Origin of the sequence: Comamonas badia DSM 17552, from assembly GCF_000484635.1 — a bacterium.
GTDB classification, from domain to species: domain Bacteria; phylum Pseudomonadota; class Gammaproteobacteria; order Burkholderiales; family Burkholderiaceae_C; genus Comamonas_C; species Comamonas_C badia.
Window position 1 is genome coordinate 108,587 of record NZ_AXVM01000001.1, and the last position, 24,797, is coordinate 133,383.

The following is a 24,797-nucleotide window of genomic DNA, read 5'->3' on the forward strand; positions in this document are numbered from 1 at the left end:
ATTACAAATCCGCCAGGGCGCGGACATGGGCCTCCACGCTCAAGGCAAGCGGCTGCATCGCATAGCCGCCCTCCAGGCAGGAAACGATACGCCCTTTGGAAAACCGCCGCGCGATGTCCTTGATACGCAGGGTGATCCAGGCGAAATCGCTTTCCGTCAGCCCCAGCTGCCCCATGTCGTCGTCGCGGTGGCTGTCAAAGCCAGCGCTGATGAAGACCATCTCGGGCTGGAAGGCCTCCAGCCGCGGAATCCACATCAGCTCGATGAGCTCGCGGATGTCCATGCCGCGCGTGTAGGCCGCCACCGGCAGATTGCACATATTGGATGCCGGATCGCGGTCGCCGCTGTAGGGGTAGAACGGGTGCTGGAAGATGCCGCACATCAGCGTGCGCGCATCGCCCGCGAGGATGTCCTCGGTGCCGTTGCCGTGGTGCACGTCGAAGTCGATGACCGCCACGCGCTTGAGGTTGTGGCGCTGCAGCGCGTACTTGGCGGCAATCGCCACGTTGCTCAGGAAACAGAAGCCCATGGCCTTGTTGTGCGTTGCGTGGTGGCCGGGCGGACGCACGCTGCAGAAGGCGTTTTCCAGTTCGCCGGCGATCACCGCGTCGGTGGCGTCCAGCGCCGCGCCGGCGGCGCGCAGCGCGGCGTTCCAGGTGTGCACGTTCATCGCGGTGTCCGGATCCACCTGCGCGTAGGCCGGTCCGCCCGCGGCCGCCTCTTCCGCGATGCGATCGGACATGCCGCGCAGCGAGGCCACATACCAGCGGTCGTGCGCCAGTTCGATGTCGGCCAGCGAGGCCAGCGGCGCCTCGCGCTGGTCCAGCACGTCGGCCAGGCCGGTGACGAGCATGCGGTTGTGGATGGCGTCCAGCCGCTCCGGGCATTCCGGATGGCCCGCGCCCATCTCGTGCTTGCGGCAATCCGGGTGGGTATAGAAGCCCGTTCTGCTCATGCGCTGTCTCCACCGTATTTTTCGGATAACGTCAGGCCCATGGAACCGCCCAAAAAAATCAAGGCGCTGTTGAATCAGCTTAACACGGTGATCGTGGGCAAGCGCGCGCAAATCCAGGATGGCGTGGCCTGCCTGCTGGCGGGCGGCCACCTGCTGATCGAAGACGTGCCCGGCGTGGGCAAGACGACGCTGGCGCATGCGCTGGCGCGCAGCTTCGGCCTCGCGTTTGCGCGCGTGCAGTTCACCTCCGACCTGATGCCCAGCGACCTCACCGGCGTCGCGGTCTATGAGCGTGGCAAGGAGGCTTTCGTCTTCCATCCCGGCCCGGTGTTCACGCAGGTGCTGCTGGCCGATGAGATCAACCGCGCCAGCCCGCGCACGCAAAGCGCGCTGCTGGAGGCGATGGAGGAAAAACAGGTGTCCGTCGAAGGCGAGACCCGCGCCCTGCCCCAGCCCTTCTTCGTGATCGCCACGCAGAACCCGCACGAGCAGATCGGCACCTTCCAGCTGCCCGAAAGCCAGCTCGACCGCTTTCTGATGCGCATTTCGCTGGGCTACCCCGACCGCGCCGCCGAGCGCGCGCTGCTGACCGGCGAAGACCGGCGCGCGCAGCTGGAGCATCTGCCCGCGCTGCTGAACGCGGAGGAACTCGCGGCGCTGCAGCAGCAGGTGCTGGCGGTGCATGCCGCAGCGCCGCTGCTGGATTACCTGCAGGCGCTGATCGCGGCCACGCGCTCGGGTCAGTGGTTCGTGCAGGGACTTTCGCCGCGCGCGGGCATCGCGCTGCTGCGCGCCGCCAAGGCACAGGCGCTGATCGAAGGACGCGACTACGTGGCGCCCGACGATGTGCAGGCCATCCTGGCGCAGACCATCGCCCACCGCCTGCACCCCGTGGCCAGCAGCGGGCGCGGCGCCACCGAACAGGTGCGCGCCATGGTTCAGTCGGTGGAGCTGCCATGAATGCCGCGGCGGCTGTCGCCACGCCCCGCCGCTGGCTGGCCGCGCGCTGGCAGCATTGGTGGATGGCGCGCGTGCCGCCCGGCGACAGCCTGCTGCTCACGCAGCGCAACGTCTACATCCTGCCGACCCGCTCGGGCTGGATGCTGGCGCTCACGCTGCTGGTGCTGCTGGTGGCTTCGATCAACTTCCAGCTCAACCTGGGCTATCTGCTGACGTTTCTGCTGGCCGGCTGCGCGGCGGTGAGCACCTGGACCAGCCACGCGACGCTGCGCGGCCTGCAGCTGCACCTGCTGCCGCCGCAGCCGCAATTCCTGGGCGCCCACGTGCTGCTGCAGGTGCAACTGCAGAACGGCCGGCGCAGCCCGCGCCGCGGCATTGCGCTGGCGTTGCGCGGCTCCGGGCAATGGGCCTGGACGGATGTGCCCGCGGAGGGCGGCAGCAGCCTCGATATCGGCTTTGAACCCGGGCGCCGCGGCCTGCAAGGCGTGCCGCCGCTGGGCGTGCAGACCCTGTACCCACTGGGCATCTTCCGCGTCTGGGCCTGGTGGCGCCCGGCTGCGCGGGTGCTCATCTACCCGCGCCCCGAGCCCGCCAGCCCGCCGCTGCCGCCGGGCGAGCCACGCGCCGGCACGGGTGCCGCCGCCGCCAGCCAGGCCAGCAGCGAGCACGAGGGCGTGCGCGCCTACCGCCGCGGCGATCCGCAGCGGCTCATCGTCTGGAAGAAGGCGGCGCAGGGGCTGGCCAGCGGCACCGACACACTGGTCAGCCGCGACACGCAATCGGCGCAGCGCAGCGAGCTCTGGCTGAGCCTCGGCTCCACCGGACTGGCGGATGCGGAGGCCAGCCTCTCGCGCCTCACGGCCTGGGTGCTGCAGGCCGATCGCCTGGGCCTGAGCTATGGGCTGCGCCTGGGCACGCAGACCATCCCCCAGGGCAGCGGTGCGGCACAGCGCGCGCAGTGCTTGCGGGCATTGGCACTCCACTGAATCCGCATGAAATACGGCTCTTGCGCCCATCTGGCAAGCGTACCGAGCTATTTTTTCAATAGCTTTTCTGGCAGCGCTTGGCAGAGGCACGCATGATGCAGCGCCTCGCCTCCCTGCCGCGCGAGCTGCGCGACACGCTGTTCCTGCTGGCCGTCATCGCCTGCTGCGCGGCGCCGCTGGTGGCGCACATTCCGCCCTGGGCATCGACGCTGGCCGCGCTGCTGCTGGCCTGGCGCGGGTGGCTGGCCTGGCGCGCCCGCCCACTGCCCGGGCGCTGGGTCACCTGGGTGCTGCTCGCGCTGGTCACGGCGCTCACGCTGGCGAGCTTTCGCACCATCGTCGGGCCGGATGCGGGGGTGACGCTGATCGTGATGCTGCTCGCGCTCAAGACGCTGGAGCTGCGCGCGCGGCGCGATGCGATGGTGGTGTTCTTTCTCGGCTTCTTCACGCTGCTGTCGAACTTCCTGTTCTCGCAATCGCTGGGCGTGGCGCTGACCATGCTGGTGGCGCTGCTCGGGCTGCTCACCGCGCTCATCAACGCGCACCAGCCCGCCGGCCGCCCACCGCTGGCCGATTCGCTGCGCACGGCGCTCAACATGGCGCTGCTGGGCGCGCCCATCATGGTGCTGCTGTTCGTGCTGTTCCCGCGCTTCGCCCCGCTGTGGGGCATCCCGAACGACCAGCTGGCAGGCCGCAGCGGCCTTTCGGGAGAGATGAGCGTGGGCTCGATCGCCAGGCTGGCGCTGGACGACAGCGTGGCGCTGCGCGTGCGCTTTGACACCCCCGGCGGCCAGCCGCCGCCGCAGGCCGAGCTGTACTTTCGCGGGCCGGTGCTCACGGCCTTCAACGGCCGCGAATGGTTTGCGCTCTCGCAGCCGCAGGCCCGCGCCATCAGCTGGGCTTCTCCCATTCCCGCGCGGCTTGAAGTCCTGGGCAAACCCATACGCTACGCGATGACGCTCGAAGCCAGCCGCCGCCCCTGGCTGGTGACGCTGGACGTGCCCGAAGACCCTCCCGTGCTGCCCCAGGGCATGCGCGCGCACATGACGCCCGAGCTGCAGTGGATCACGGCGCAGCCCATCACCAGCGTGCTGCGCTACGAAGCCGCCAGCTACCCGCAGTTTCGCCACGGGCCGCTTGAGCGCACACCGCTGCTGCGCACCTACACCCAGCTGCCGCCCGGCAGCAACCCGCGCACGGCGGCGCTGGCGGCGCGGATGCGCGCCGACCCCCAACTGGCGGCGGGCGGCGCGCAGGCCATGGTGGATGCCGCGCTGCAGCGCCTGCGCACCGGCGGCTACGTCTACACGCTGGAGCCAGGCACCTACGACAGCGACACCGCCGACGCATTCTGGTTTGACCGCAAGCAGGGCTTCTGCGAGCACATTGCCTCCAGCTTCGTCGTGCTCATGCGCTCGCTCGACATTCCCGCGCGCATCGTCACCGGCTACCAGGGAGGCGAACGCAACAGCGTGGATGGCTACTGGACGGTGCGCCAGAGCGACGCCCACGCCTGGGCCGAGGTCTGGATGGCGGGCCGCGGCTGGGTGCGCGTGGACCCGACGGCGGCCGTCTCGCCCGGGCGCATTGGGTCATTCGAGCGCCTGCAGGCGCCGCGCACGGTGCTGGGCGAGGCGCTGATAGGCATGATCAGCCCGTCCATGCTCACGCGGCTGCGCGCCGTCTGGGAGGCGCTGGACAACCGCTGGACGCAATGGGTGCTGAACTACACGCAGGACCGGCAGCTCGATCTGCTCAAGCAGCTCGGGTTTTCGCAGCCCGACTGGCAGGACCTGGTGCGGTTGATCGGCCTGGCCCTGCTGGCCGCGATGCTGGCAGGCACGGGCTGGGCGCTGTGGGAGCGCAGCCGCAGCACACCCTGGCAGCGCCTGCTGCGCCAGGTCCATCGCCGCCTGGGACATCTGGGCGCGCCGCTACCCGCGCACCTGCCGCCGCGCGCCATGGCGGTGCGGGTGCGTGACCTGTTCGGCGCGCCCGGTCAGCCACTGGCCGATTGGCTGCTGCGGCTGGAACAGACGCGCTATGCCGCCCGCCCGCAGGCAACGCTCAAGGCATTGCGAGGGGAATTGAGGCATCTGCCCTGGCCAAACAAAAAACATAGCTGACAGCGCCCTGCACACAAGCGCTGGCAGTACTTTTCATTGTGAATCATCCGGCACGGGCAACGGCTCCACGCCCTGCTGCGCCGCCTCGGGCTGGGCGACCGGGCGCACTTTCACATCACTGGTGCGCGCCACAGGCGCCGGGGCCGGCAGATAGCGCTGGAACAGATCGAAGAAACGCGCATAGAACTGCGCATCGGAAATCGTCTCGCTGCCGACTTTCACCAGGGTGTCGTCGGTCGAATTGAGCGGCAGCGAGAGCGAGCCCAGGCCGCCCACGCCCACCGACGCCGAATTGTTGACCTTCTTGATCACATAGCGATCCTGCACCGCACTGGCAAACACCGAGCTGCGATCGCCCTCCTGCCCCTCGGGCGCGCAGACGACGCGCATCTGCACCTCATAGTGCACGTCAGGCGTGGGCTGGTAGTACTTGCGGCCCCTGACATCCTCCTTGGCCGCGCCTTCGACAATGTAGCCCTGGCTCAGCAGCGCCCGCCGGGCCGCCTCGCACGCCGGCGCCTGCGCCGCGCGCAAGTGGCGCGTGTGCACGTCGGCGCCGTCGAAATCGTTGGGCGTGAAGGCGATCGTGCGCTCGGGCCCCGGCAGGGCCTCGGGCAGGCGGGCGCAGGAGGCAAGCAGGCTGGCCGCCAGCAGCAGCGCAGGCAGCCGCAGCGCGCCGCGCCAGGAAAAACCGTAATCCATGGTGGACCGATTGTGCAGCTTCAGGCGGCCCGCTCGTGCAAAGTTTCGTGCAAGGACCAGCGCGGGCGCACGTCAAATTCGTAACGGCGGTCAGGGAATGCAACACCTGCCTGCACCCGCATCGCGGCGGCCATCGCGATCATCGCGCCGTTGTCGGTGCACAACTGCAGCTCGGGGTAGTGCACGCGCACGCCCCGCTCTGCGCAGGCGGCATCCAGCATGGCGCGCAGTTGCCGATTGGCGCCCACGCCACCCGCCACCACCAGGCGCCTGAGCCCTGTCTGCGCCAACGCCTTGAGCGACTTCTTCACCAATACCTCGACGATCGCCGCCTGGGTGCTGGCGGCCAGGTCCGCCTTGTGCTCCTGCAGCGCACCGCCCAGCTTCTTCGCCTGGGTGAGTACCGCGGTTTTCAGGCCGGCAAAAGAGAAATCCAGATCACCGCTGTGCAGCAGGGGCCGCGGCAGCTTGAAGGCCGCGGGATCGCCCCGCTCGGCCAGCTTCGCCAGCACCGGCCCGCCCGGATACGGCAGGCCCATGAGCTTGGCGGATTTGTCGAACGCCTCACCCGCCGCGTCGTCTATGGTCTCGCCCAGCAAGGCGTAGGCGCCCACGCCGTCCACCCGCATCAGCTGCGTATGGCCACCCGACACCAGCAGCGCCACAAAGGGAAACTCCGGCGGATCGGCGCTCAGGAAGGGCGAGAGCAGGTGCCCTTCCAGATGGTGAATGCCCAGCACCGGTACGTTCAACGCCGCCGCCAGCGCACAGGCCACGCCCGCCCCCACCAGCAGCGCGCCCGCCAGCCCCGGGCCGCGGGTGAACGCAACCAGATCCACTGCATTCAACGGCAACGCGGCCTCGGCCAGCACCGCCCGCGCCAGCGGCAGCACGCGGCGGATATGGTCGCGGCTGGCGAGCTCGGGCACCACGCCGCCATAGGCCTGGTGCATCGCTATCTGGCTGTGCAGCGCATGCGCCAGCAGCACCGGCAACGCCGCACCCTTGCCCTGGCGCACCAGGGCCACGCCGGTTTCATCGCAGGAAGACTCGACGCCAAGGATCAAGAAGTTCATGATGGGCAAGTGTAGGCGCCGCGCCGCAGGCGACCCCACGGTGGCCCCGGTCATCAAATAGTCATCGTCAATGACCTTTATACTCCTCGGGTTTTCCCGTAATTTTTTATAACATAAGCGTATACTTATGTAATTCGCCGTAAAGTCGTAAAGTGAAAGGTAGGTCGCCATGGACAGCGCAGTAGTCAGCCTGTTGTCGGCCTTTGTGCTCTCCCTCATAGGGCTTTTCGCCTTCATGTGGTCGATGCGCAAGGGGCTGCTTGTCGAAAACCCGCGTGCCGCCGGCACCATCTTCGCCGCCGACGAAGTCGGCAAGGCGGACGACCCGTCGCTCACCAAGAGCGGCGAACAGCTGCTGCAGCAGGCCATCAACGAGACGCAGGACAAGGGGCGTGAGCTGGTCCAGGCCGAAGACCCCGAAGAACTCGAAGACCGGACGGAGGCAGACCGCTCCAGCGCCTTCCCCACCTTCATGTTCATCGCCTTCGCGGTGATGTGGCTGGTGGTCGGCTCCGCGGCGGGGCTGACGGCCTCGCTCAAGCTGCACTGGCCCGACTGGCTGGTCTCCGAAGCCTGGGAAACCTTCGGGCGCATGCGCACCTACCACCTCACGGCCGTGCTCTACGGCTGGATCACCAATTGCGAGCTGGGCATCATCGTCTGGCTGATCCCGCGGCTGATGCGCACGCCGCTGCGCAACCCGCTGCTGGTGATGATGGGCGGCGCCTTCATCAATGTCGGCATCGCCAGCGCCATCGGCGGCTTCGGCATGGGCTGGACGGCCGGCATGGAGTACCTGGAAATTCCGTGGCAGATCGGCATTTTCCTGGTCATCGGCTTCATTCTCATCATCATCCCGGTGATCTCCACCGTCGTGCACCGCAAGTCGCACGAGATCTACGTCAGCGCCTGGTACCACGTCGGCTCGCTGCTGTGGATCGCGCTGCTGTTCACCGTGGCCAAGATCCCCGGCGCGCACTTCGGCGTGGAGCAGGCGACGATGAACTGGTGGTACGGCCACAACGTGCTCGGCCTGTGGTTCACGCCGGCGGCGCTGGGCGCGATCTATTACTTCCTGCCCAAGGTCATCGGACGGCGCGTGAGCTCCTACAACCTCTCCATCCTGGGCTTCTGGACGCTGGCCTTCTTCTACGCCCAGGTGGGCGGCCACCACCTCATCGGCGGACCGGTGCCCGAATGGCTGATCACGCTCTCGGTCGTGCAGAGCATGATGATGATCGTGCCGGTGGCGGCCTTCACGGTGAACATGGCCGGCACGATGTGGGGCCGCATGAAGCTGGCCCTGTACTCGCCCACGCTGCGCTTCATGATGTTCGGCGGCTTCATGTACATGGTGTCCTCGGTGCAGGGCTCGTTCGAGGCGCTGCGCTCGGTCAACCAGGTGGCCCACTTCACCCACTTCACGGTGGCCCACGCCCACCTGGGTGCGTACGGCTTCGTCACCATGGTGCTGTTTGGCGCCATCTACTACATGCTGCCGCGCGTGCTGCGCTGGGAATGGCCCTTCCCCAAGCTCATCTCCTGGCATTTCTGGCTGGCCGCGATCGGCATCCTGATCTACTTCGGGCCGCTGACCTACGGCGGCTGGCTGCAGGGCAAGGCGATGCTGGACCCGAGCGTGCCCTTCATCGATTCGGTCACGCTGACCATCCCCTATCTGTACTGGCGCAGCGTGGGCGGCTCATTGATGCTGGCAAGCCACCTGATCTTCGCCTTCCACGTGCTGGTGATGGTGCTGCGCTTTGGCCCGAACCGCGCCGGCGCCGCGCTCTTCACGCACGAGCAGAACAAGCTGGAGACCGTCCATGGAAAATGAAGTCAAACTCATCACCGGCACGCTGGTCACCTTCAGCATCGCCGTCGCGGCGCTGATACTGATCCCCTACTTCCAGGTGCGCGACCTCCCCGTCCCCGACGGCCTCAAGCCCTACACCAGCGCCGAGCTGCGCGGGCGCGAGGTCTACATCGCCAATGGCTGCGTCTATTGCCACACCCAGCAGCCGCGCGATGCCAGCTTCGGCCCGGACGCCAAGCGCGGCTGGGGCCGCGTCTCGGTGCCGGCGGATTACATCTACGACCGTCCGCACCTGCTGGGCAGCATGCGCACCGGGCCGGACCTGTTCAACATCGGCGTGCGCCAGCCCAGCCTGGACTGGAACCTGGGGCACCTGTACCAGCCGCGGGCCTACGTCAAAGAATCCATCATGCCTTCCTATCCCTATCTGTTCGACGTCAAGGACAAGGCGGACAAGGATGAGGTCGAGGTGCACCTGCCGCCGGACGCCCAGCCCAAGGGCAAGGTGGTGGTGGCCAAGCCCGAGGCGCTGGATCTCGTGAAATACCTGCAGTCGCTCAAGCACGTCTACCCCATCATCCCGGCAGACCCGCAATGAACGCCGCGCGCACCCATACCGTGGAGGTAAGCCATGCCTGAAAACAACCAGCCCGCCCGCGCCCAGAAGCGCGAAAGCGTCGATCCGGAAGAGCGCATCCGCCCCATGCCCCTGCTGCCGGCCATCATTGCCGTCGGCATGGTGCTCTTCGGTGTCATCTACATCGCGATGTCCGGCCCCTACAGCCGCCCGTGGATGGGCGACGAACGCACGCTGGCCGACCTGCAGGCCAAGCCGGCGGGCGCGGCCGACGCTGGCGGCGGCGCGGTCGATGGCGCTGCCATCTTTGCGGCCAACTGCGCGTCCTGCCACCAGGCGACCGGCGCCGGCCTGCCGGGCGTCTTCCCGCCGCTCGATGGCTCCGAGTGGGTGCACGGCAGCCCCAAGGTGCTGGCCAACATCGTGCTGCACGGCATCAATGGCGAGATCAACGTCAAGGGCACCAGCTACAAGGGGCTGATGCCAAGCTTTCAGCAGCTCAGCGACGCCGAGCTGGCTGGCGTGCTGACGCATATCCGCAGCAGCTGGTCGAACAAGAACGACGCGGTGGGGCCGGATGTGATCGCCGAAGCGCGCAAGAGCGATCGCACCACGCCATTCGAGAGCGAAGCAGAGCTCAAGGCGCTGGACCACTGAGCACCACAGGAAGCCCGCCATGGTACGCACCGCACTGCTGAGCCTGCTGGTCGCGCTGGGCGGCTACTTCAGCGCCGCCTGGCTCACGCACGATTTCCAGGTCTGGACCGACGAGGGTGCACGGCGCCTGGAAGTGGCGCTCAGCCCCGTGCCACTGCCCGCCGTCGAGCTGCGGGGGGAGGATGCGCGCCAGCTTGCCCTGCCCGCCATCGCCCAGGGGCAAGTCACCATTGCCGACTTCTTCTACACGCGCTGCCAGACGGTATGCCTGTCCCTGGGCAGCACCTTCCAGCAGCTGCAGGCGGCGCTGCAGGCCGATGGCGACCGGCCGGGCGCCGCTCCGGTCCGGCTGCTCTCGCTCTCCTTTGACGGCGCGCACGACGGCGCTCCGGAACTCAAGGCCTATGCAGGCAAGCTCGGTGCCGACCCTGCGCTCTGGCGCTTTGCCAGCGTGCCCGACAGGGAGCAGCAGCAGGCGCTGCTGGCGCGGCTCGGCGTGGTCGTCATCCCCGACGCGCTGGGCGACTACGAGCACAACGCCGCCCTGCTGATCTTCGACGCCCAGGGGCGCATGGTGCGCATCTTCGACCTGGCCGAGCAGCAACTGGCGCTGAACTACGCCCGCCACCTCGCATCCAAAGCCTCATGAACCTCCACTGGCGCCGGTCCCTGGCACAGACGCTCACCCCGACCCGTCAGGCGCTTGCCGGCCTCGCCATCGCCGCGCTGCTGGCGCTGCCCGCATCGCGCCACCTGCTGGAGGCCAGCATGTGGCGCCACATGGTGCTGCAGTACCCGCTGTGGATGCTCGCCGGGGCGCTGCTGACAGCCGCGCTGCCAGAGCGGGCGAAAAACGGCATCGCACGCTGGAACGCTTCCGGCATCAGCGGTCTGATACTGGCGGGAACCGCCCTGCTGGTGCTGATGATTCCACGGGTACTCGATCTCGCGCTGCTCCACCCGCCCACCGAATTCGCCAAAAGCGCCGCGCTGCTGGCCACGGGCAGCGCCCTGCGCCTGTCTTGGCGGCGCGCCGGCCTGGTGGTGCAGGGCTTCTTTCTGGGCAACATGCTGCTGATGGGCGTTGCCATCGGCCAGCTCTATGCCAACTCTCCGCTGCGCCTGTGCAACGCCTACCTGCTGGACGACCAGGTGCGGCTGGGCAACTGGCTCACGGGCCTCTTTACGGTGCTGGCCGTGGCATGGCTGGTGCAAGTGGCCTGGTGGATCATGCGCCGCGAAGCCGACACACAGGCCATGGCCGGCTCCGCGCCGCATTCATCCGCCCACCGTGCCGCACCCTGACACGAGCGGCCGCCACGCGGGATAATGGCCCGCATGACTCTTCTGCATACCCTGTTTCCTCTCGGCTGGGAGCATTACCTCCTCGGTGGCATCGCCATCGGTCTGGGCGTCACCTTGCTGTTCGCCATGACCGGTCTGGTCGGCGGCATGAGCAGCGTCTTTTCATCGACCTGGTCCTTCATCGTCGACCGGCCCTTCTTCCAGCAGACCCGTCTGAAGGGCTCTCGCATCTGGCGGCTGGAATACGCCGCGGGCCTGATCCTCGGCGCTTTCCTCTGGTGGCTGCTGCTGGGCGGCCCGGACCCGGAAACCACCTCGGTGCCGGTCTGGCAACTCCTCCTGGGCGGCTTCATCGGAGGCTACGGCGCGCGCCTGGGCCACGGCTGCACCTCCGGCCACGGCATCTGCGGCCTGGGGTCGCTTCAGTGGCCCTCCGCCGTGGCCGTCATCACCTTCATGGTGACGGCGATGATCACCGCCAACCTCGTCGGGTGGCTGCAATCATGAAAATCGGCAATTCGCTGGCCACGCTGGCTGCGGGCGCGCTGTTCGGCTTTGGCCTGGCCGCGTCCACCATGATTCGCCCCGAGGTGGTGCTGAGCTTTCTGCGCCTTCAGGATTTCGGCCTGCTGCTGGTGCTGGGCGGCGCACTCGCCGTCACCGCCATCGCCTACGCCGTGCTGCCCCGCCTCATGAAAGCACCTGTGCTGGGTGGACAGTTCCAGAAACACCCCATCCACTGGGGCCGCAGCACCGTCGTCGGCGCCGCGCTGTTTGGCGTGGGCTGGGGCCTGTGCGGTGTCTGCCCGGGCCCGGCCATCGCCGGACTGGGCGCGGGCAACTGGATGCTGCTGTATGCCATTGCCGGGCTGGCACTGGGCGCGCTTGCGCAGGGTCTCACCAGCAAGGGCGACTGACCGAATTGCTGCGCCAATAATGGCTTTTGTGCAATCCAGACAAACGCACCAAGCTCCTTATATCAGAGCAATTTTGAACGCATAAAATTGCACTGCCCTTCTTCTTCTGCCCCAACGGCATCCCGCGGGATGCCGTTTTCATTGCCATGAGCGACACCCCCACCCAACCCGGCCTGCAATCCCTGTCCAAATCGTTCGAACCCGCCGAGCTCGAAGCCCATTGGGGGCCGGAGTGGGAGCGCCGCGGCTACGGCCGCGCCGGCGTGCGCGGCAGCGGCCAGCCGGATGCGGCGGCGCCGTCGTTCGCCATCCAGCTGCCCCCGCCCAACGTGACCGGCACGCTGCACATGGGCCACGCCTTCAACCAGACCATCATGGACAGCCTGACGCGTTATCACCGCATGCTGGGCTGCAACACGGCCTGGATTCCGGGCACGGATCACGCCGGCATCGCCACGCAGATCGTCGTCGAGCGCCAGCTGCAGGAGCAGGGCGTGAGCCGCCACGACCTGGGCCGTCCCGAGTTCGTGAAGAAGGTGTGGGAGTGGAAGGAGCAGTCGGGCAACACCATCACCACGCAGATGCGCCGCCTGGGCGACACCGTGGACTGGAGCCGCGAATACTTCACCATGGACGACAAGCTGTCCAAGGTGGTGACCGAAACCTTCGTCAAGCTGTATGAACAGGGGCTGATCTACCGCGGCAAGCGTCTGGTGAACTGGGATCCCAAGCTGCAGTCCGCCGTGTCGGATCTGGAGGTGGAGAACGAAGAGAAAGACGGCTCGCTCTGGCATATCGCCTACCCGCTCGTCGATGGCACGGGCCAGCTCGTCGTCGCCACCACTCGCCCCGAGACCATGCTGGGCGACGTGGCCGTGATGGTGCACCCCGAGGACGAGCGCTACGCGCACCTGATCGGCAAGAGCGTCAAGCTGCCCCTCTGTGATCGCGAGATTCCGGTGATCGCCGACGCCTATGTGGACAAGGAATTCGGCACCGGCGTGGTCAAGGTCACGCCTGCGCACGACCAGAACGACTACGCGGTCGGCCAGCGCCATCAATTGCCGATGATTTGCGTGCTCACGCTCACCGCCACCGTCAACGACAACGCGCCGGAAAAATACCGTGGCCTGGATCGCTTTGCCGCGCGCAAGGCCGTGGTGGCCGACCTCGAAGCCCTGGGCCTGCTGGTCGAAACCAAGAAGCACAAGCTGATGGTGCCCATTTGCACCCGCACCGGCCAGGTGATAGAGCCCATGCTGACCGACCAATGGTTCGTGGCGATGAACAAGGTGGGCGAAGGCGACGCCACCGGCAAGAGCATCGCGCAAAAAGCCATCGACGCCGTCGCCAGCGGCCAGGTGAGCTTTGTGCCCGAGAACTGGGTCAACACCTACAACCAGTGGATGAACAACATCCAGGACTGGTGCATCTCGCGACAGCTCTGGTGGGGCCACCAGATTCCGGCCTGGTATGACGAGGACGGCAAGGTGTATGTCGCCAAGAGCGAGGCCGAAGCGCAGGCCCAGACCCCGGGCAAGCTGCTGCGCCGTGACGAGGACGTGCTCGACACCTGGTATTCGTCGGCCCTGGTGCCGTTCTCCACCATGGGCTGGCCGAACCAGACCAACGGCGCCACCGACGACTACAACCTCTACCTGCCCTCCTCCGTGCTGGTGACGGGCTACGACATCATCTTTTTCTGGGTCGCCAGGATGATCATGATGACCACGCACTTCACCGGCCGCGTGCCGTTCAAGCATGTCTACATCCACGGCCTGGTGCTGGACGCGCATGGCAAGAAGATGAGCAAGTCCGAGGGCAACGTGCTGGATCCGGTGGATTTGATCGACGGTATTGCCCTGGAGCCCCTGCTGGACAAGCGCACGCAAGGCCTGCGCCGCCCTGAAACCGCGCCCACCGTGCGCAAGAACACGCAAAAAGAGTTTCCCGAGGGCATTCCGGCCTACGGCGCCGACGCGCTGCGCTTTACCTTCGCCGCGCTCGCCAGCCTGGGCCGCAGCATCAACTTCGACAGCAAGCGCTGCGAGGGCTACCGCAACTTCTGCAACAAGCTCTGGAACGCCTCGCGCTTCGTGCTGATGAACTGCGAGGGCCATGACTGCGGCTTTGACGGCGACGGCAGCTGCAGCGAGGCCTATCTGCAGTTCAGCCAGCCGGATCGCTGGATCGCCTCGCAGCTGCAAAAAGTGGAGGCCGAGGTCGCCAAGGGCTTTGCCGACTATCGCCTCGACAACGTCGCCACCACGATCTACGACTTCGTCTGGAACGAGTTCTGCGACTGGTATTTGGAGATCGCCAAGGTGCAGATCCAGACCGGCAGCGCGGCCCAGCAGCGCGGCACGCGCCGCACGTTGATCCGCACGCTGGAAGCCATCCTGCGCCTGGCGCATCCCATCATCCCCTTCGTCACCGAGGCGCTGTGGCAGGTGGTGGCACCGGTGGCGCGCATAGCAGGTGCATCGGTGGCCATCGCCCCCTACCCGCAGGCGCAAGCGGCCAAGATCGACGAGGGCTCCATCACCTACGTCGCGCGCCTGAAACAGATGGTGGACGCCTGCCGCACGCTGCGCGGCGAGATGGGCGTCTCGCCCGCCCAGCGCCTGCCGCTGCTGGCCGTGGCCGACACGGCGGAGGACGCAGCCTTCCTGCGCGCCAACGCCGATGTGCTCAAAAACCTGGCCAAGCTCAGCGAGGTCAAGGTGTTTGACGACGCCGCCGCCTGGGCCAGCGAGGCGCAGAACGCCCCGGTCAACGTCATCGGCGGCGCGCGCCTGGCGCTGTTCGTCGAGATCGACGTGGCGGCAGAAAAGGCTCGCCTGTCCAAGGAAGTGGCACGTCTGCAAGGCGAGATCACCAAGGCCAACGCGAAACTCTCCAACGAGGCCTTCGTCGCCAAGGCGCCGCCGGCGGTCATCGAACAAGAGAAAAAGCGCGTCGCCGACTTCGGCCACACGCTCTCACGCATCCAGGAGCAGCTGGCCCGCCTGAATTGACCCCCTGTCTTGCTCCTTCCCCCTCCGGGGGAAGGTTGGGATGGGGGCGGACCGCCATGCGGGCGCCGCCAGCCCCCACCCCAACCCTCCCCCAGAGGGGGAGGGGGAAGAACCCAACCCCGAGGAACCTCCCATGACCACCACCCGCGTTCGCAAAGCCGTCTTCCCCGTCGCCGGCCTCGGCACCCGCTTTCTGCCCGCCACCAAGGCCAGCCCGAAGGAAATGCTGCCGGTGGTCGATAAACCGCTGATCCAGTATGCGGTCGAGGAGGCCTACGAGGCCGGCATCCGCGACATGGTCTTCGTCACCGGCCGCAGCAAGCGCGCCATCGAGGACCATTTCGACACTGCCTACGAGCTCGAGAGCGAGCTGGAACACGCCGGCAAGCAGGAGCTCTTGCACCTGGTGCACAGCATCACCCCGCCCGACATGAACTGCCTGTTCGTGCGCCAGCCGCGCTCGCTCGGCCTGGGCCACGCCGTGCTGTGCGCCGCGCCGCTGGTGGGCAACGAGCCGTTTGCCGTGCTGCTGGCCGACGATCTGATGGTGGGCGAGCATGCCGGGCCCGGCGTGATGGCGCAGATGACGGCCGCGTTCGAGAAACAGGGCCGCTCGCTGCTCGCGGTGCAGGAAGTGCCGCACGAAGAGACGCGGCGCTACGGCATCGTCAAGGGGGAATCCGCGGGCGGGCCGCTGCTGCGCATCGACGAGATCGTGGAAAAGCCGGCGCCGGAAGTGGCGCCCTCACGCATGGGCGTGGCCGGGCGCTACGTGCTCACGCCGCGCATCTTCGAGGAAATCCGCAACCAGCCACGCGGCGTGGGCGGCGAAATTCAGCTCACCGATGCCATTGCCCGATTGATGGCGCATGAGACGGTTTACGCATACCAGTACAGCGGCAAGCGCTACGATTGCGGTAGCAAAGAAGGTTTTTTGCAGGCCACGGTGGAACTCGCGCTGCAGCACCCGCAGGTGGGCCGGCATTTTCACGACTGGCTCAAGACGCTGGCGCTGTAGCCGCGCTCACTGCTCGCGCAGCACATCGGCCCCCTTGGGGGGCTCGAAAGCAAAGGTGCCGGCAGGCAGTTGGGGGTTGAGTGCCAATCCCGTGAAGCGCAGCAGCGAACGCTGGCCGAAGTGGTCCAGGATGTCGAGCGCCGCCAATTGCTCGCCGTCAAACCCCACGCGCACGCTGGCCAGCTGCCCATCCTTGGCCTTGGGCGTGGCCAGCACCCAGTGCAAGCCATCGGCATCGGGCGCATCGGCGAGCGTGAAATCCCGGCGCAAGGCGCTGAGATCTGCCGCGGAAGTCAGCAGCGCCGCCGGCGTGCTGCCCAGCGCCTGCGCCTGCGCGCGCTCAGTCACCTGATTGAGATCTGCGTCGTACAGCCACAGCGTCTTGCCGTCGGCGACTATGGTCTGGGCAAAGGGCTTGCGATAGTCAAAGCGAAAACGCCCCGGGCGCTCAAACGCAAAGCTGCCGCTCGATACCTTGGGCGCCAGCGCCTTGCCACCCTGCGACGGCGCGGTCACGGTCTGCGTGAACTGCGCCTCGCCGCTCTTCGCGGACTGCATGAAATTTTCAAGGCTTTTCAGCCCCTGCGCGCAGGCCCACTGCGCGCAAGCAGCTATCAAAACAGTGAGCACCAGCCGCTTCATCATCCACCACCCTATTCCGCCCGCGCGGCCACCAGCACTTCGCGCTGGCCGCTGGCCGTGAGCGTGCTGATGAGCCCGGCCTTTTCCATGTCCTCCAGCAGCCGCGCCGAGCGGTTGTAGCCTATGCGCAGCTTGCGCTGCACGTAGGAGATGCTGGCCTTGCGGTCCTTGAGCACGATTTCCACCGCCTGGTCGTACATCGGGTCTTTCTCTCCGCCGCCGCCCTCGCCGTCTTCCAGGCCAAAGCCGCTGTCCTCGCCCTCGCCGCCGCCTTCGAGCACGCCGTCCAGATAGTCCGGCTCGCCCTGGCTCTTGAGGTATTGCACAACGCGGTGCACCTCCTCGTCGCTGACAAACGCGCCGTGCACGCGGATCGGCAGTCCCGTGCCCGAGGGCATGTAGAGCATGTCGCCCATGCCCAGCAGCGCCTCGGCGCCCATCTGGTCCAGGATGGTGCGGCTGTCGATCTTGCTGCTGACCTGAAACGCGATGCGCGTGGGAATGTTGGCCTTGATGAGGCCGGTAATCACATCCACGCTGGGGCGCTGGGTGGCCAGGATCAGGTGGATGCCGGCCGCGCGCGCCTTCTGCGCCAGGCGCGCGATCAGTTCCTCGATCTTCTTGCCCACCACCATCATCAGGTCGGCCAGTTCGTCGATGACCACGACGATGTGCGGCAGGCGATCGAGCGGCTCCGGCTCCTCGGGCGTGAGGCTGAAGGGGTTGCCTATGCTCTCACCGCGCGCCACGGCCTCGGCGATCTTGGTGTTGTAGCCCGCCAGATTGCGCACCCCCAGCTTGCTCATGAGCTTGTAGCGCCGCTCCATCTCGCCGACGCACCAGTTCAGGCCATGCGCGGCCTGCTTCATGTCGGTGACCACCGGGCACAGCAGGTGCGGAATGCCCTCGTAGACGGACATTTCCAGCATCTTGGGATCGATCATCATCAGACGCACGTCACGCGGCTCGGCCTTGTAGAGCAGCGACAGAATCATCGCGTTGATGCCCACCGATTTGCCCGAACCCGTCGTCCCGGCCACCAGGCAGTGCGGCATCTTGGCCAGGTCGGCCACCACCGGCGCGCCGACGATATCCTTGCCCAGGCCCATGGTCAGCAGGCTCTTGGCATCGTGGTAGACTTGCGAGCCCAGCACCTCGGAGAGGCGGATCATCTGGCGCTTGGCGTTGGGCAGTTCCAGCGCCATGAAATTCTTGCCCGGAATGGTCTCGATCACACGGATCGAGACCAGGCTCAGACTGCGCGCCAAGTCCTTGGCCAGATTCACGATCTGCGAGCCCTTGACCCCCGTGGCCGGCTCGATCTCGTAGCGCGTGACCACCGGGCCGGGCATCGCGGCCATCACCGCCACCTCGACGCCGAAATCGCGCAGCTTCTTCTCGATCAGGCGGCTGGTCATCTCCAGCGTCTCGCTCGAAACCGTCTCCTGGCGGACCGTTGCGGCATCGAGCAGATCGATCTGCGGCAGCGGGCTGTCGGGCAGTTCGCTGAACAGGGGGCGCTGGCGCTCCTTCACCACACGCGTGCTCGGCGTGGGTTCGGCCATCGCCGGCTCCACGATCTGCACCGCCGGCGGTACGGCCGGCTCCTGCTCCTCGCGCTCGCCCAGCAAAACCTCCTGGCGTTCACGCACTGCCCGCCGTCCCGCGGCTTCGTCGCGGGCCCGCTCGCGCACCGTCTGCAGCCACTGAACGACAAATTCCACCGCGGCGCCCACGCGCTGCGCCAGCCAGCCCCACGAAAAACCAAACACCCAGCCGATACTGAGCACCGTGAGCACCACGCCCACGAGCCCTGATCCCATGAAGCCCAGCCATTTGACGGCCAGGGGGCCGGCCACGTAGCCCAGTACACCGCCGGAGTGGCCGGGCAAAAGCGGTTCGAAGCGGTACAGGCGCGACCATTCCAGCGCCGCGCTCGACACCAGAAGCACCACCAGGCCGCACCAGAAAATCACGCTCTGCCGCCCTGGGCGGCTGCGGATTTCGCTGCCGCGCACCCACCGTCTCAGGCTGCCTGTCCAGGCACCGATGGCCGCGGCCACCAGCCACCAGGCCGAATAGCCGAGCAAAAAATAGCTCGCGTCCGCCACCCAGGCGCCCAGCCGCCCACCCCAGTTGGCGGCGCCTCCCGACGTGCCCAGCCCCGAGGTGGACCATGCCGCGTCCTGTGGCGCATAGCTCCACAAGGCGAGCAGCCAGAAAGCCAGGGCCAGCAGGGCCAGCACCAGCACGATCTCGTGCCCGAAACGCGCCACCGGGCCGCGTACGGGCGCCTTGCCCGCCGCATTCAAACTGTTGAGGGAGTACGACATACCGAAGAGGGGCAAGCTTACTTCATGTCCCTGCACACCAACGGTCGAATGCGCCGTTCTTACAATCCTTCACCCTCGGTCTTCACCAGCCTTTCACCCGCTTGCCCCATCCATGCCTGAAACCCAACACGCCAAAGTCCTGATTCTCGGCTCCGGCCCGGCCGGCTACACCGCCGCCATCTATGCCGCCCGCGCCAACCTCAACCCCATGCTGATCACCGGTCTGGCGCAGGGTGGACAACTCACCACCACCACCGACGTGGACAACTGGCCCGCGGATGTCAACGGCGTGCAGGGGCCGGAACTGATGCAGCGCTTTCTGGAACATGCCGAACGCTTCAAGGCCCGGATCGTGTTCGACCAGATCACGCACGTGGACCTCTCCAGGCGTCCGTTCACGCTCAAGGGCGACAGCGCGGGCTACAGTTGCGATGCGCTCATCATCGCCACCGGCGCCTCGGCCAAATACCTGGGCCTGCCGTCGGAAGAAGCCTTCATGGGCAAGGGCGTTTCGGCCTGCGCCACCTGCGACGGCTTCTTCTACCGCGAACAGGAAGTCTGCGTGATCGGCGGCGGCAATACCGCCGTCGAAGAAGCGCTGTACCTGTCCAACATCGCCAGCAAGGTCACGCTGGTGCACCGCCGCGACAAGTTCCGCGCCGAGCCCATCCTGATCGACAAGCTCATGGACAAGGTCGCTGCCGGCAAGATCGTGCTGAAAACCTTCTTCACGCTCGATGAAGTGCTGGGCGACGCCAGCGGCGTGAACGGCATCCGCATCAAGAGCACGCAGGATGGCAGGACCGAGGACATTCGCCTGCAGGGCTGCTTCATCGCCATCGGCCACGCGCCCAACACGGACATTTTCCAGGGCCAGCTCACGCTGGAAAACGGCTACATCGTGACGCAAGGCGGCCTCAAGGGCTTTGCCACGCAGACCAGCGTACCCGGCGTGTTCGCCGCGGGTGACGTGCAAGACCATGTCTACCGCCAGGCGATCACCAGCGCCGGCACGGGCTGCATGGCGGCACTGGACGCGCAGCGCTTCCTTGAACAGCAGGAATAAACCACGGCGTCGCGTTATAATTTCCGGCTTTGCTGCGCTCGTACCTGCCCCTCGGGCCAGTGCCGCGGCAACGGGCTACCGCCACCCGAATGATCTGGCGAGGTGAGATGGCCGGCATCGCCCTGCTCCTGCAGGATTCCTGACGCCGCCGTCGTTGCAATGAACGGAGTGTCCTCATGGCACGCGTATGTGAAGTCACGGGCAAGAAGCCCCAGGTGGGACACCATGTCTCCCACTCCAACATCAAGACCAAGCGCCGGTTCCTGCCGAACCTGCAATACAAGCGTTTCTGGGTGGAGAGCGAAAACCGCTGGGTGCGCCTGCGCGTGTCCAGCGCCGCGCTGCGCCTGATCGACAAGAACGGCACTGACGCCGTGCTCGCAGACATGCGCGCACGCGGCCAAGCCTGATTCAGCAAAGGAGCAACACCATGGCATCCAAAGGCGGACGCGAAAAAATCAAGCTCGAATCGAGCGCCGGCACCGGTCACTTCTACACCACGACCAAGAACAAGAAGACCATGCCCGAGAAAATGGCCATCATGAAATTCGACCCCAAGGCTCGCAAGCATGTCGAGTACAAGGAAACCAAGCTGAAATAAGCTGTTTCCTGCCGCACGAACAACCGCCACTGCCCCAAAGCGTGGCGGTTTTTCGTTGGGTGCCGCGAAATGCAGACATATAAGGCAGCGCACGACCCAGAAATCGGCCGCTTTTCTGTACACCGGATGTCAGTTCAGCGATGATAGGATGGCATTTTGATACCTACATTGCATAGCAACCATTGACATGGTCACAGCCGGTTCAGCGCAAAAAGAAGCTGCGCACATTGCCTTGCCAAGCCTGGCCCGAGCGCTCATGTCGGCCGGCAAGCTTACCCAGGCGGGCGCCGAAGAGGTGTCCCGCAAATCGCAATCCAGCCGCACCCCCTTCATCGCCGAACTCATCAGCGGCAAGACCATTGCCGCCCCGGAACTGGCCTACAGCCTGTCGGGCACCTTCGGGGCACCACTGCTGGACGTGGATGCGATCGACATCAATCGCCTGCCCAAGGGGCTGCTGGACGCCAAGCTGTGCCAGGCGTACAAGGTCGTGGTGCTCGCCAAGCGCAACAACCGGCTGATTGCCATCACCGCCGACCCGACCAACCAGGAAGCCGCCGAAAAGATCAAATTCGCCACGCAACTGGGCGTGGACTGGGTCGTTGCCGAATACGACAAGCTCGTCAAGCTGGTGGAAGCCACCTCCAAGAGCGTCGCGGAGAGCCTGGAAGGCATCACCGGCGGTGATTTCGAATTCGAGGACACCCCCGTCACCGAGGAAGTCGAGGGGCCGGACACGGCAGCCGCCGAAGTGGAGGACGCGCCCGTCGTGCGCTTTCTGCAAAAAATGCTGCTGGACGCCTTCAGCATGCGCGCTTCGGACCTGCACTTCGAGCCCTATGAGCACAACTACCGCGTGCGCTTTCGCGTGGATGGCGAGCTGCAGGAAATCACCTCGCCACCGATCGCCATCAAGGACAAGCTCGCCTCGCGCATCAAGGTGATCTCGCGCCTGGATATTTCCGAAAAGCGTGTGCCGCAGGACGGGCGCATGAAGCTCAAGGTCGGCCCCGACCGCGTCATCGATTTCCGCGTCAGCACGCTGCCGACGCTGTTCGGCGAGAAGATCGTGATCCGTATCCTGGACCCCAGCAGCGCGCGCATGGGCATCGAGGCCCTGGGGTATGAACCCGAGGAAAAAGAGCGTCTGCTCACCGCCATCAAGCGCCCCTACGGCATGATTCTGGTCACCGGCCCCACAGGCTCGGGCAAGACGGTCTCGCTCTACACCTGCCTGAACATCCTGAACAAGCCGGGGGTGAACATCTCCACGGCCGAAGACCCGTCGGAAATCAACATGCCGGGGGTCAACCAGGTCAACGTCAATGAAAAAGCCGGCCTGACCTTTGCCGTGGCGCTCAAGGCCTTTCTGCGCCAGGACCCGGACGTCATCATGGTCGGTGAAATCCGCGACCTGGAAACCGCCGACATCGCCATCAAGGCCGCGCAGACCGGCCACCTGGTGCTCTCCACGCTGCACACCAACGACGCCCCGACCACGCTCACGCGCATGCGCAACATGGGCATCGCGCCGTTCAACATCGCCTCCAGCGTGATCCTGATCACCGCCCAGCGTCTGGCGCGCCGCCTGTGCCCGCAGTGCAAGCAGCCGGCCGACATTCCGCACGAAAACCTGCTGGAAGCCGGCTACAAGGACGAGGACATCGACGGCAGCTGGGTCACCTACCGGCCGGTGGGTTGCTCGGCCTGCAACAACGGCTACAAGGGCCGGGTCGGCATCTATGAGGTGATGCCCATCTCCGAAGAGATGCAGCGCATCATTCTGCGCGACGGCAGCGCACTGGAGATCGCCGAACAGGCGCGCGCAGAAGGGGTGCGCTCGCTGCGCCAGTCCGGTCTGCAGAAGGCGAGACTCGGCCTGACTTCACTCGAAGAGGTCCTGGCGGTCACCAACGAATAAGCAAGGGAGCAGTTTCATGGCCACCGTCGCATCCAAAGGCATCAAGGATTTCGTCTTCGAATGGGAAGGCAAGGACCGCAACGGCAAGATCGTGCGCGGCGAGGTGCGCGCCGGCGGCGAGAACCAGGTGCAGGCCAGTCTGCGCCGCCAGGGCGTGCTGCCGACGAAGATCAAGAAGCGGCGCACGAGTTCGGGCAAGAAGATCAAGCCCAAGGACATCGCCCTGTTCACGCGCCAGATGGCGACCATGATGAAGGCCGGCGTGCCGCTGCTGCAGGCCTTCGACATCGTCGGCCGGGGCAATGCCAACCCGAGCGTCACCAAGCTGCTCAACGACATCCGCACCGACGTCGAAACCGGCACCTCGCTCAATTCGGCCTTCCGCAAGTACCCGATGCACTTCGACAACCTGTACTGCAACCTGGTGGAGGCGGGCGAAGCGGCCGGTATTCTGGAGGCGCTGCTCGACCGCCTGGCCACCTACATGGAAAAGACCGAGGCGATCAAGGGCAAGATCAAATCGGCCCTGATGTACCCGATCTCGGTGGTGATCGTGGCCTTCGTCGTGGTGACGGTGATCATGATTTTCGTGATTCCTGCCTTCAAGGAGGTCTTTACTTCGTTCGGTGCCGACCTGCCCGGCCCGACGCTGGTCGTCATGGCCATGAGTGAAATTTTCGTGAAATGGTGGTGGCTGATCTTTGGCGTCATCGGCGGCGGTTTCTACTTTTTCATGCAGGCCTGGAAGCGCAGCGAGAAGATGCAGGTGGTGATGGACCGCCTGCTGCTCAAGATTCCGGTGTTTGGCGACCTGATCAACAAATCCGCGATTGCCCGCTGGACGCGCACGCTCTCCACCATGTTCGCCGCCGGCGTGCCGCTGGTGGAAGCGCTGGATTCGGTCGGCGGCGCATCCGGCAACGCCGTCTATGCCATAGCCACCGACAAGATCCAGCAGGAAGTCGCTACCGGCACCAGCCTGACGGCCGCCATGACCAATGCCAACGTGTTCCCTTCGATGGTGCTGCAGATGTGCGCGATTGGCGAGGAATCCGGTTCGATCGACCACATGCTCGGCAAGGCGGCCGACTTCTACGAGGAAGAAGTCGATGAGATGGTCAAGGGCCTGTCCAGCCTCATGGAGCCCATCATCATCGTGTTTCTGGGCACCATCATCGGCGGCATCGTGGTCGCCATGTACCTGCCGATCTTCAAGCTCGGCCAGGTGGTCTGACCGATGCTGGGATCCCCCTCTTGGGATGCCGCGGCGTTCGGCATCCTGGGCCTGCTGATCGGCAGTTTTCTGAACGTCGTGATCCACCGCCTGCCGCGCATGATGCAGCGGCAATGGGACGCGGAATGCGCCGCCTACGCCCAGGAGCATGGCTTGCCCGCGGCTGCATCGCCCGCGGACGAAGCACCGCGCTACAACCTGCTCACGCCGCACTCGCACTGCCCTGCCTGCCAGCGCGCGATTCGCTGGTACGAGAACATCCCCGTCCTCAGCTACCTTTTCCTGCGCGGGCGCTGCGCCGGTTGCGGCGTTCACATCAGTCTGCGCTACCCCGCGGTGGAGATCGCCACGGGCCTGCTGTTTTTTTTCTGCGCCACGCGCTGGGGGGCCGGATGGAGCGCCTTGCTGTGGTGCGGGTTTTCCGCCGCCTTGCTGGCTGCCGCCTGCATAGACTGGGACACCACGCTGCTGCCGGACGACATCACGCTGCCGCTGCTCTGGGCGGGGCTGCTTGCGCCCACGCTGCACCTGTCGCCGCTGCCGTTGGCCGATGCCGTGCTGGGCGCCGCCGCAGGCTACCTGTCGCTCTGGTGCGTGTACTGGGGCTTCAAGCTGGCCACCGGCAAGGAAGGCATGGGTTACGGCGACTTCAAGCTCTTTGCCGCGCTGGGGGCCTGGTTCGGCTGGCAGGCCCTGGTGCCCATCATCCTGCTGGCTTCGGTCGCAGGCGCCATCACCGGCATTGCACTCAAGCTCAAGGGCGGCCTGCGTGAAGGCAAGTACGTGCCCTTCGGACCATTCCTGGCAGGCGGCGGCTTCGTGGCGATGCTCTGGGGGCCGGAACGGGTGATGCACGCCTTGCTGTCGGCGCTCGGGCTCGCCGCCTGA

General features: G+C 66.2%; 23 protein-coding genes. 18 read left to right on the forward strand and 5 right to left on the reverse strand.

Annotated features, from left to right (window positions below; all coding sequences use genetic code 11):
* Position 1 precedes the first annotated feature (1 nt).
* Positions 2–955, reverse strand: coding sequence for a histone deacetylase family protein (locus K320_RS0100555; RefSeq protein WP_024536960.1), 954 nt, complete (start codon positions 953–955; stop codon positions 2–4).
* 39 nt (positions 956–994) lie between these two features.
* On the opposite strand from K320_RS0100555, the gene K320_RS0100560 reads away from it, so the two are divergent.
* The 3 genes from K320_RS0100560 (at position 995) to K320_RS0100570 (ending at position 5,027) form a co-directional block, all read left to right on the forward strand.
* Entirely contained in the window at positions 995–1,915 is a 921-nt protein-coding gene (locus K320_RS0100560) for an AAA family ATPase (RefSeq protein ID WP_024536961.1), read from the forward strand.
* A complete protein-coding gene (locus tag K320_RS0100565; RefSeq protein WP_024536962.1) occupies positions 1,912–2,901 on the forward strand; it encodes a DUF58 domain-containing protein in 990 nt (329 codons plus the stop codon). Before K320_RS0100560 ends, K320_RS0100565 begins: the two co-directional genes overlap by 4 nt.
* A 92-nt stretch (positions 2,902–2,993) precedes the next feature.
* A complete protein-coding gene (locus K320_RS0100570) occupies positions 2,994–5,027 on the forward strand; it encodes a transglutaminase family protein (RefSeq protein WP_024536963.1) in 2,034 nt (677 codons plus the stop codon).
* Positions 5,028–5,060: 33 nt separating this feature from the next.
* On the opposite strand, the gene K320_RS0100575 is transcribed toward K320_RS0100570, so the two are convergent.
* Positions 5,061–5,729 (reverse strand): DUF2242 domain-containing protein, encoded by a 669-nt coding sequence (locus tag K320_RS0100575; protein WP_024536964.1) that lies wholly within the window; start codon positions 5,727–5,729, stop codon positions 5,061–5,063.
* Positions 5,730–5,749: 20 nt separating this feature from the next.
* Positions 5,750–6,805: a tRNA (adenosine(37)-N6)-threonylcarbamoyltransferase complex transferase subunit TsaD gene (tsaD, locus tag K320_RS0100580; protein WP_024536965.1), complete on the reverse strand. Its 1,056-nt coding sequence runs from the start codon at positions 6,803–6,805 to the stop codon at positions 5,750–5,752.
* Between the two features lie 169 nt (positions 6,806–6,974).
* On the opposite strand from tsaD, the gene K320_RS0100585 reads away from it, so the two are divergent.
* The 9 genes from K320_RS0100585 to galU all read left to right on the forward strand — a co-directional run bounded on the left by K320_RS0100585 (position 6,975) and on the right by galU (position 16,112).
* A complete protein-coding gene (locus tag K320_RS0100585; RefSeq protein WP_024536966.1) occupies positions 6,975–8,642 on the forward strand; it encodes a cbb3-type cytochrome c oxidase subunit I in 1,668 nt (555 codons plus the stop codon).
* On the forward strand, positions 8,632–9,219 hold the full coding sequence (locus K320_RS0100590) for a cbb3-type cytochrome c oxidase subunit II (protein ID WP_024536967.1): 588 nt from the start codon (positions 8,632–8,634) through the stop codon (positions 9,217–9,219). Before K320_RS0100585 ends, K320_RS0100590 begins: the two co-directional genes overlap by 11 nt.
* A gap of 33 nt (positions 9,220–9,252) precedes the next feature.
* On the forward strand, positions 9,253–9,855 hold the full coding sequence (locus K320_RS0100595) for a c-type cytochrome (protein ID WP_024536968.1): 603 nt from the start codon (positions 9,253–9,255) through the stop codon (positions 9,853–9,855).
* Positions 9,856–9,874: 19 nt separating this feature from the next.
* Complete coding sequence (locus K320_RS0100600) at positions 9,875–10,504, forward strand: SCO family protein (protein ID WP_024536969.1); 630 nt, start codon at positions 9,875–9,877, stop codon at positions 10,502–10,504.
* Positions 10,501–11,160: a hypothetical protein gene (locus K320_RS0100605; RefSeq protein WP_024536970.1), complete on the forward strand. Its 660-nt coding sequence runs from the start codon at positions 10,501–10,503 to the stop codon at positions 11,158–11,160. Before K320_RS0100600 ends, K320_RS0100605 begins: the two co-directional genes overlap by 4 nt.
* Positions 11,161–11,193: 33 nt before the next feature.
* Entirely contained in the window at positions 11,194–11,667 is a 474-nt protein-coding gene (locus tag K320_RS0100610) for a YeeE/YedE family protein (protein WP_024536971.1), read from the forward strand.
* Positions 11,664–12,077: a DUF6691 family protein gene (locus K320_RS0100615; RefSeq protein ID WP_024536972.1), complete on the forward strand. Its 414-nt coding sequence runs from the start codon at positions 11,664–11,666 to the stop codon at positions 12,075–12,077. Before K320_RS0100610 ends, K320_RS0100615 begins: the two co-directional genes overlap by 4 nt.
* A 146-nt stretch (positions 12,078–12,223) precedes the next feature.
* The gene (locus K320_RS0100620; RefSeq protein WP_024536973.1) at positions 12,224–15,094 is read left to right on the forward strand and encodes a valine--tRNA ligase; all 2,871 of its coding nucleotides are present in this window, start codon (positions 12,224–12,226) and stop codon (positions 15,092–15,094) included.
* 133 nt (positions 15,095–15,227) lie between these two features.
* On the forward strand, positions 15,228–16,112 hold the full coding sequence (galU, locus tag K320_RS0100625) for a UTP--glucose-1-phosphate uridylyltransferase GalU (RefSeq protein WP_024536974.1): 885 nt from the start codon (positions 15,228–15,230) through the stop codon (positions 16,110–16,112).
* A gap of 6 nt (positions 16,113–16,118) precedes the next feature.
* Here galU and lolA read toward each other — a convergent pair whose 3' ends face one another.
* Both lolA and K320_RS0100635 read right to left on the reverse strand, forming a co-directional pair.
* On the reverse strand, positions 16,119–16,757 hold the full coding sequence (gene lolA, locus K320_RS0100630) for an outer membrane lipoprotein chaperone LolA (RefSeq protein WP_407059745.1): 639 nt from the start codon (positions 16,755–16,757) through the stop codon (positions 16,119–16,121).
* 8 nt (positions 16,758–16,765) lie between these two features.
* Positions 16,766–19,087: a DNA translocase FtsK gene (locus tag K320_RS0100635; protein WP_024536976.1), complete on the reverse strand. Its 2,322-nt coding sequence runs from the start codon at positions 19,085–19,087 to the stop codon at positions 16,766–16,768.
* Positions 19,088–19,199: 112 nt separating this feature from the next.
* Between K320_RS0100635 and trxB the strand changes: the two genes are divergently transcribed.
* From trxB to K320_RS0100665, 6 genes are all read left to right on the forward strand, one after another.
* Positions 19,200–20,153, forward strand: coding sequence for a thioredoxin-disulfide reductase (gene trxB / locus K320_RS0100640; protein WP_024536977.1), 954 nt, complete (start codon positions 19,200–19,202; stop codon positions 20,151–20,153).
* Positions 20,154–20,329: 176 nt separating this feature from the next.
* Positions 20,330–20,563, forward strand: coding sequence for a 50S ribosomal protein L28 (rpmB, locus tag K320_RS0100645; RefSeq protein ID WP_024536978.1), 234 nt, complete (start codon positions 20,330–20,332; stop codon positions 20,561–20,563).
* Between the two features lie 20 nt (positions 20,564–20,583).
* Positions 20,584–20,754 (forward strand): 50S ribosomal protein L33, encoded by a 171-nt coding sequence (gene rpmG, locus K320_RS0100650; protein ID WP_024536979.1) that lies wholly within the window; start codon positions 20,584–20,586, stop codon positions 20,752–20,754.
* Between the two features lie 187 nt (positions 20,755–20,941).
* Complete coding sequence (gene pilB, locus K320_RS0100655; RefSeq protein ID WP_024536980.1) at positions 20,942–22,675, forward strand: type IV-A pilus assembly ATPase PilB; 1,734 nt, start codon at positions 20,942–20,944, stop codon at positions 22,673–22,675.
* Positions 22,676–22,691: 16 nt separating this feature from the next.
* Positions 22,692–23,909, forward strand: coding sequence for a type II secretion system F family protein (locus K320_RS0100660; RefSeq protein WP_024536981.1), 1,218 nt, complete (start codon positions 22,692–22,694; stop codon positions 23,907–23,909).
* A 3-nt stretch (positions 23,910–23,912) separates the two neighbouring features.
* Positions 23,913–24,797, forward strand: coding sequence for a prepilin peptidase (locus tag K320_RS0100665; protein WP_024536982.1), 885 nt, complete (start codon positions 23,913–23,915; stop codon positions 24,795–24,797).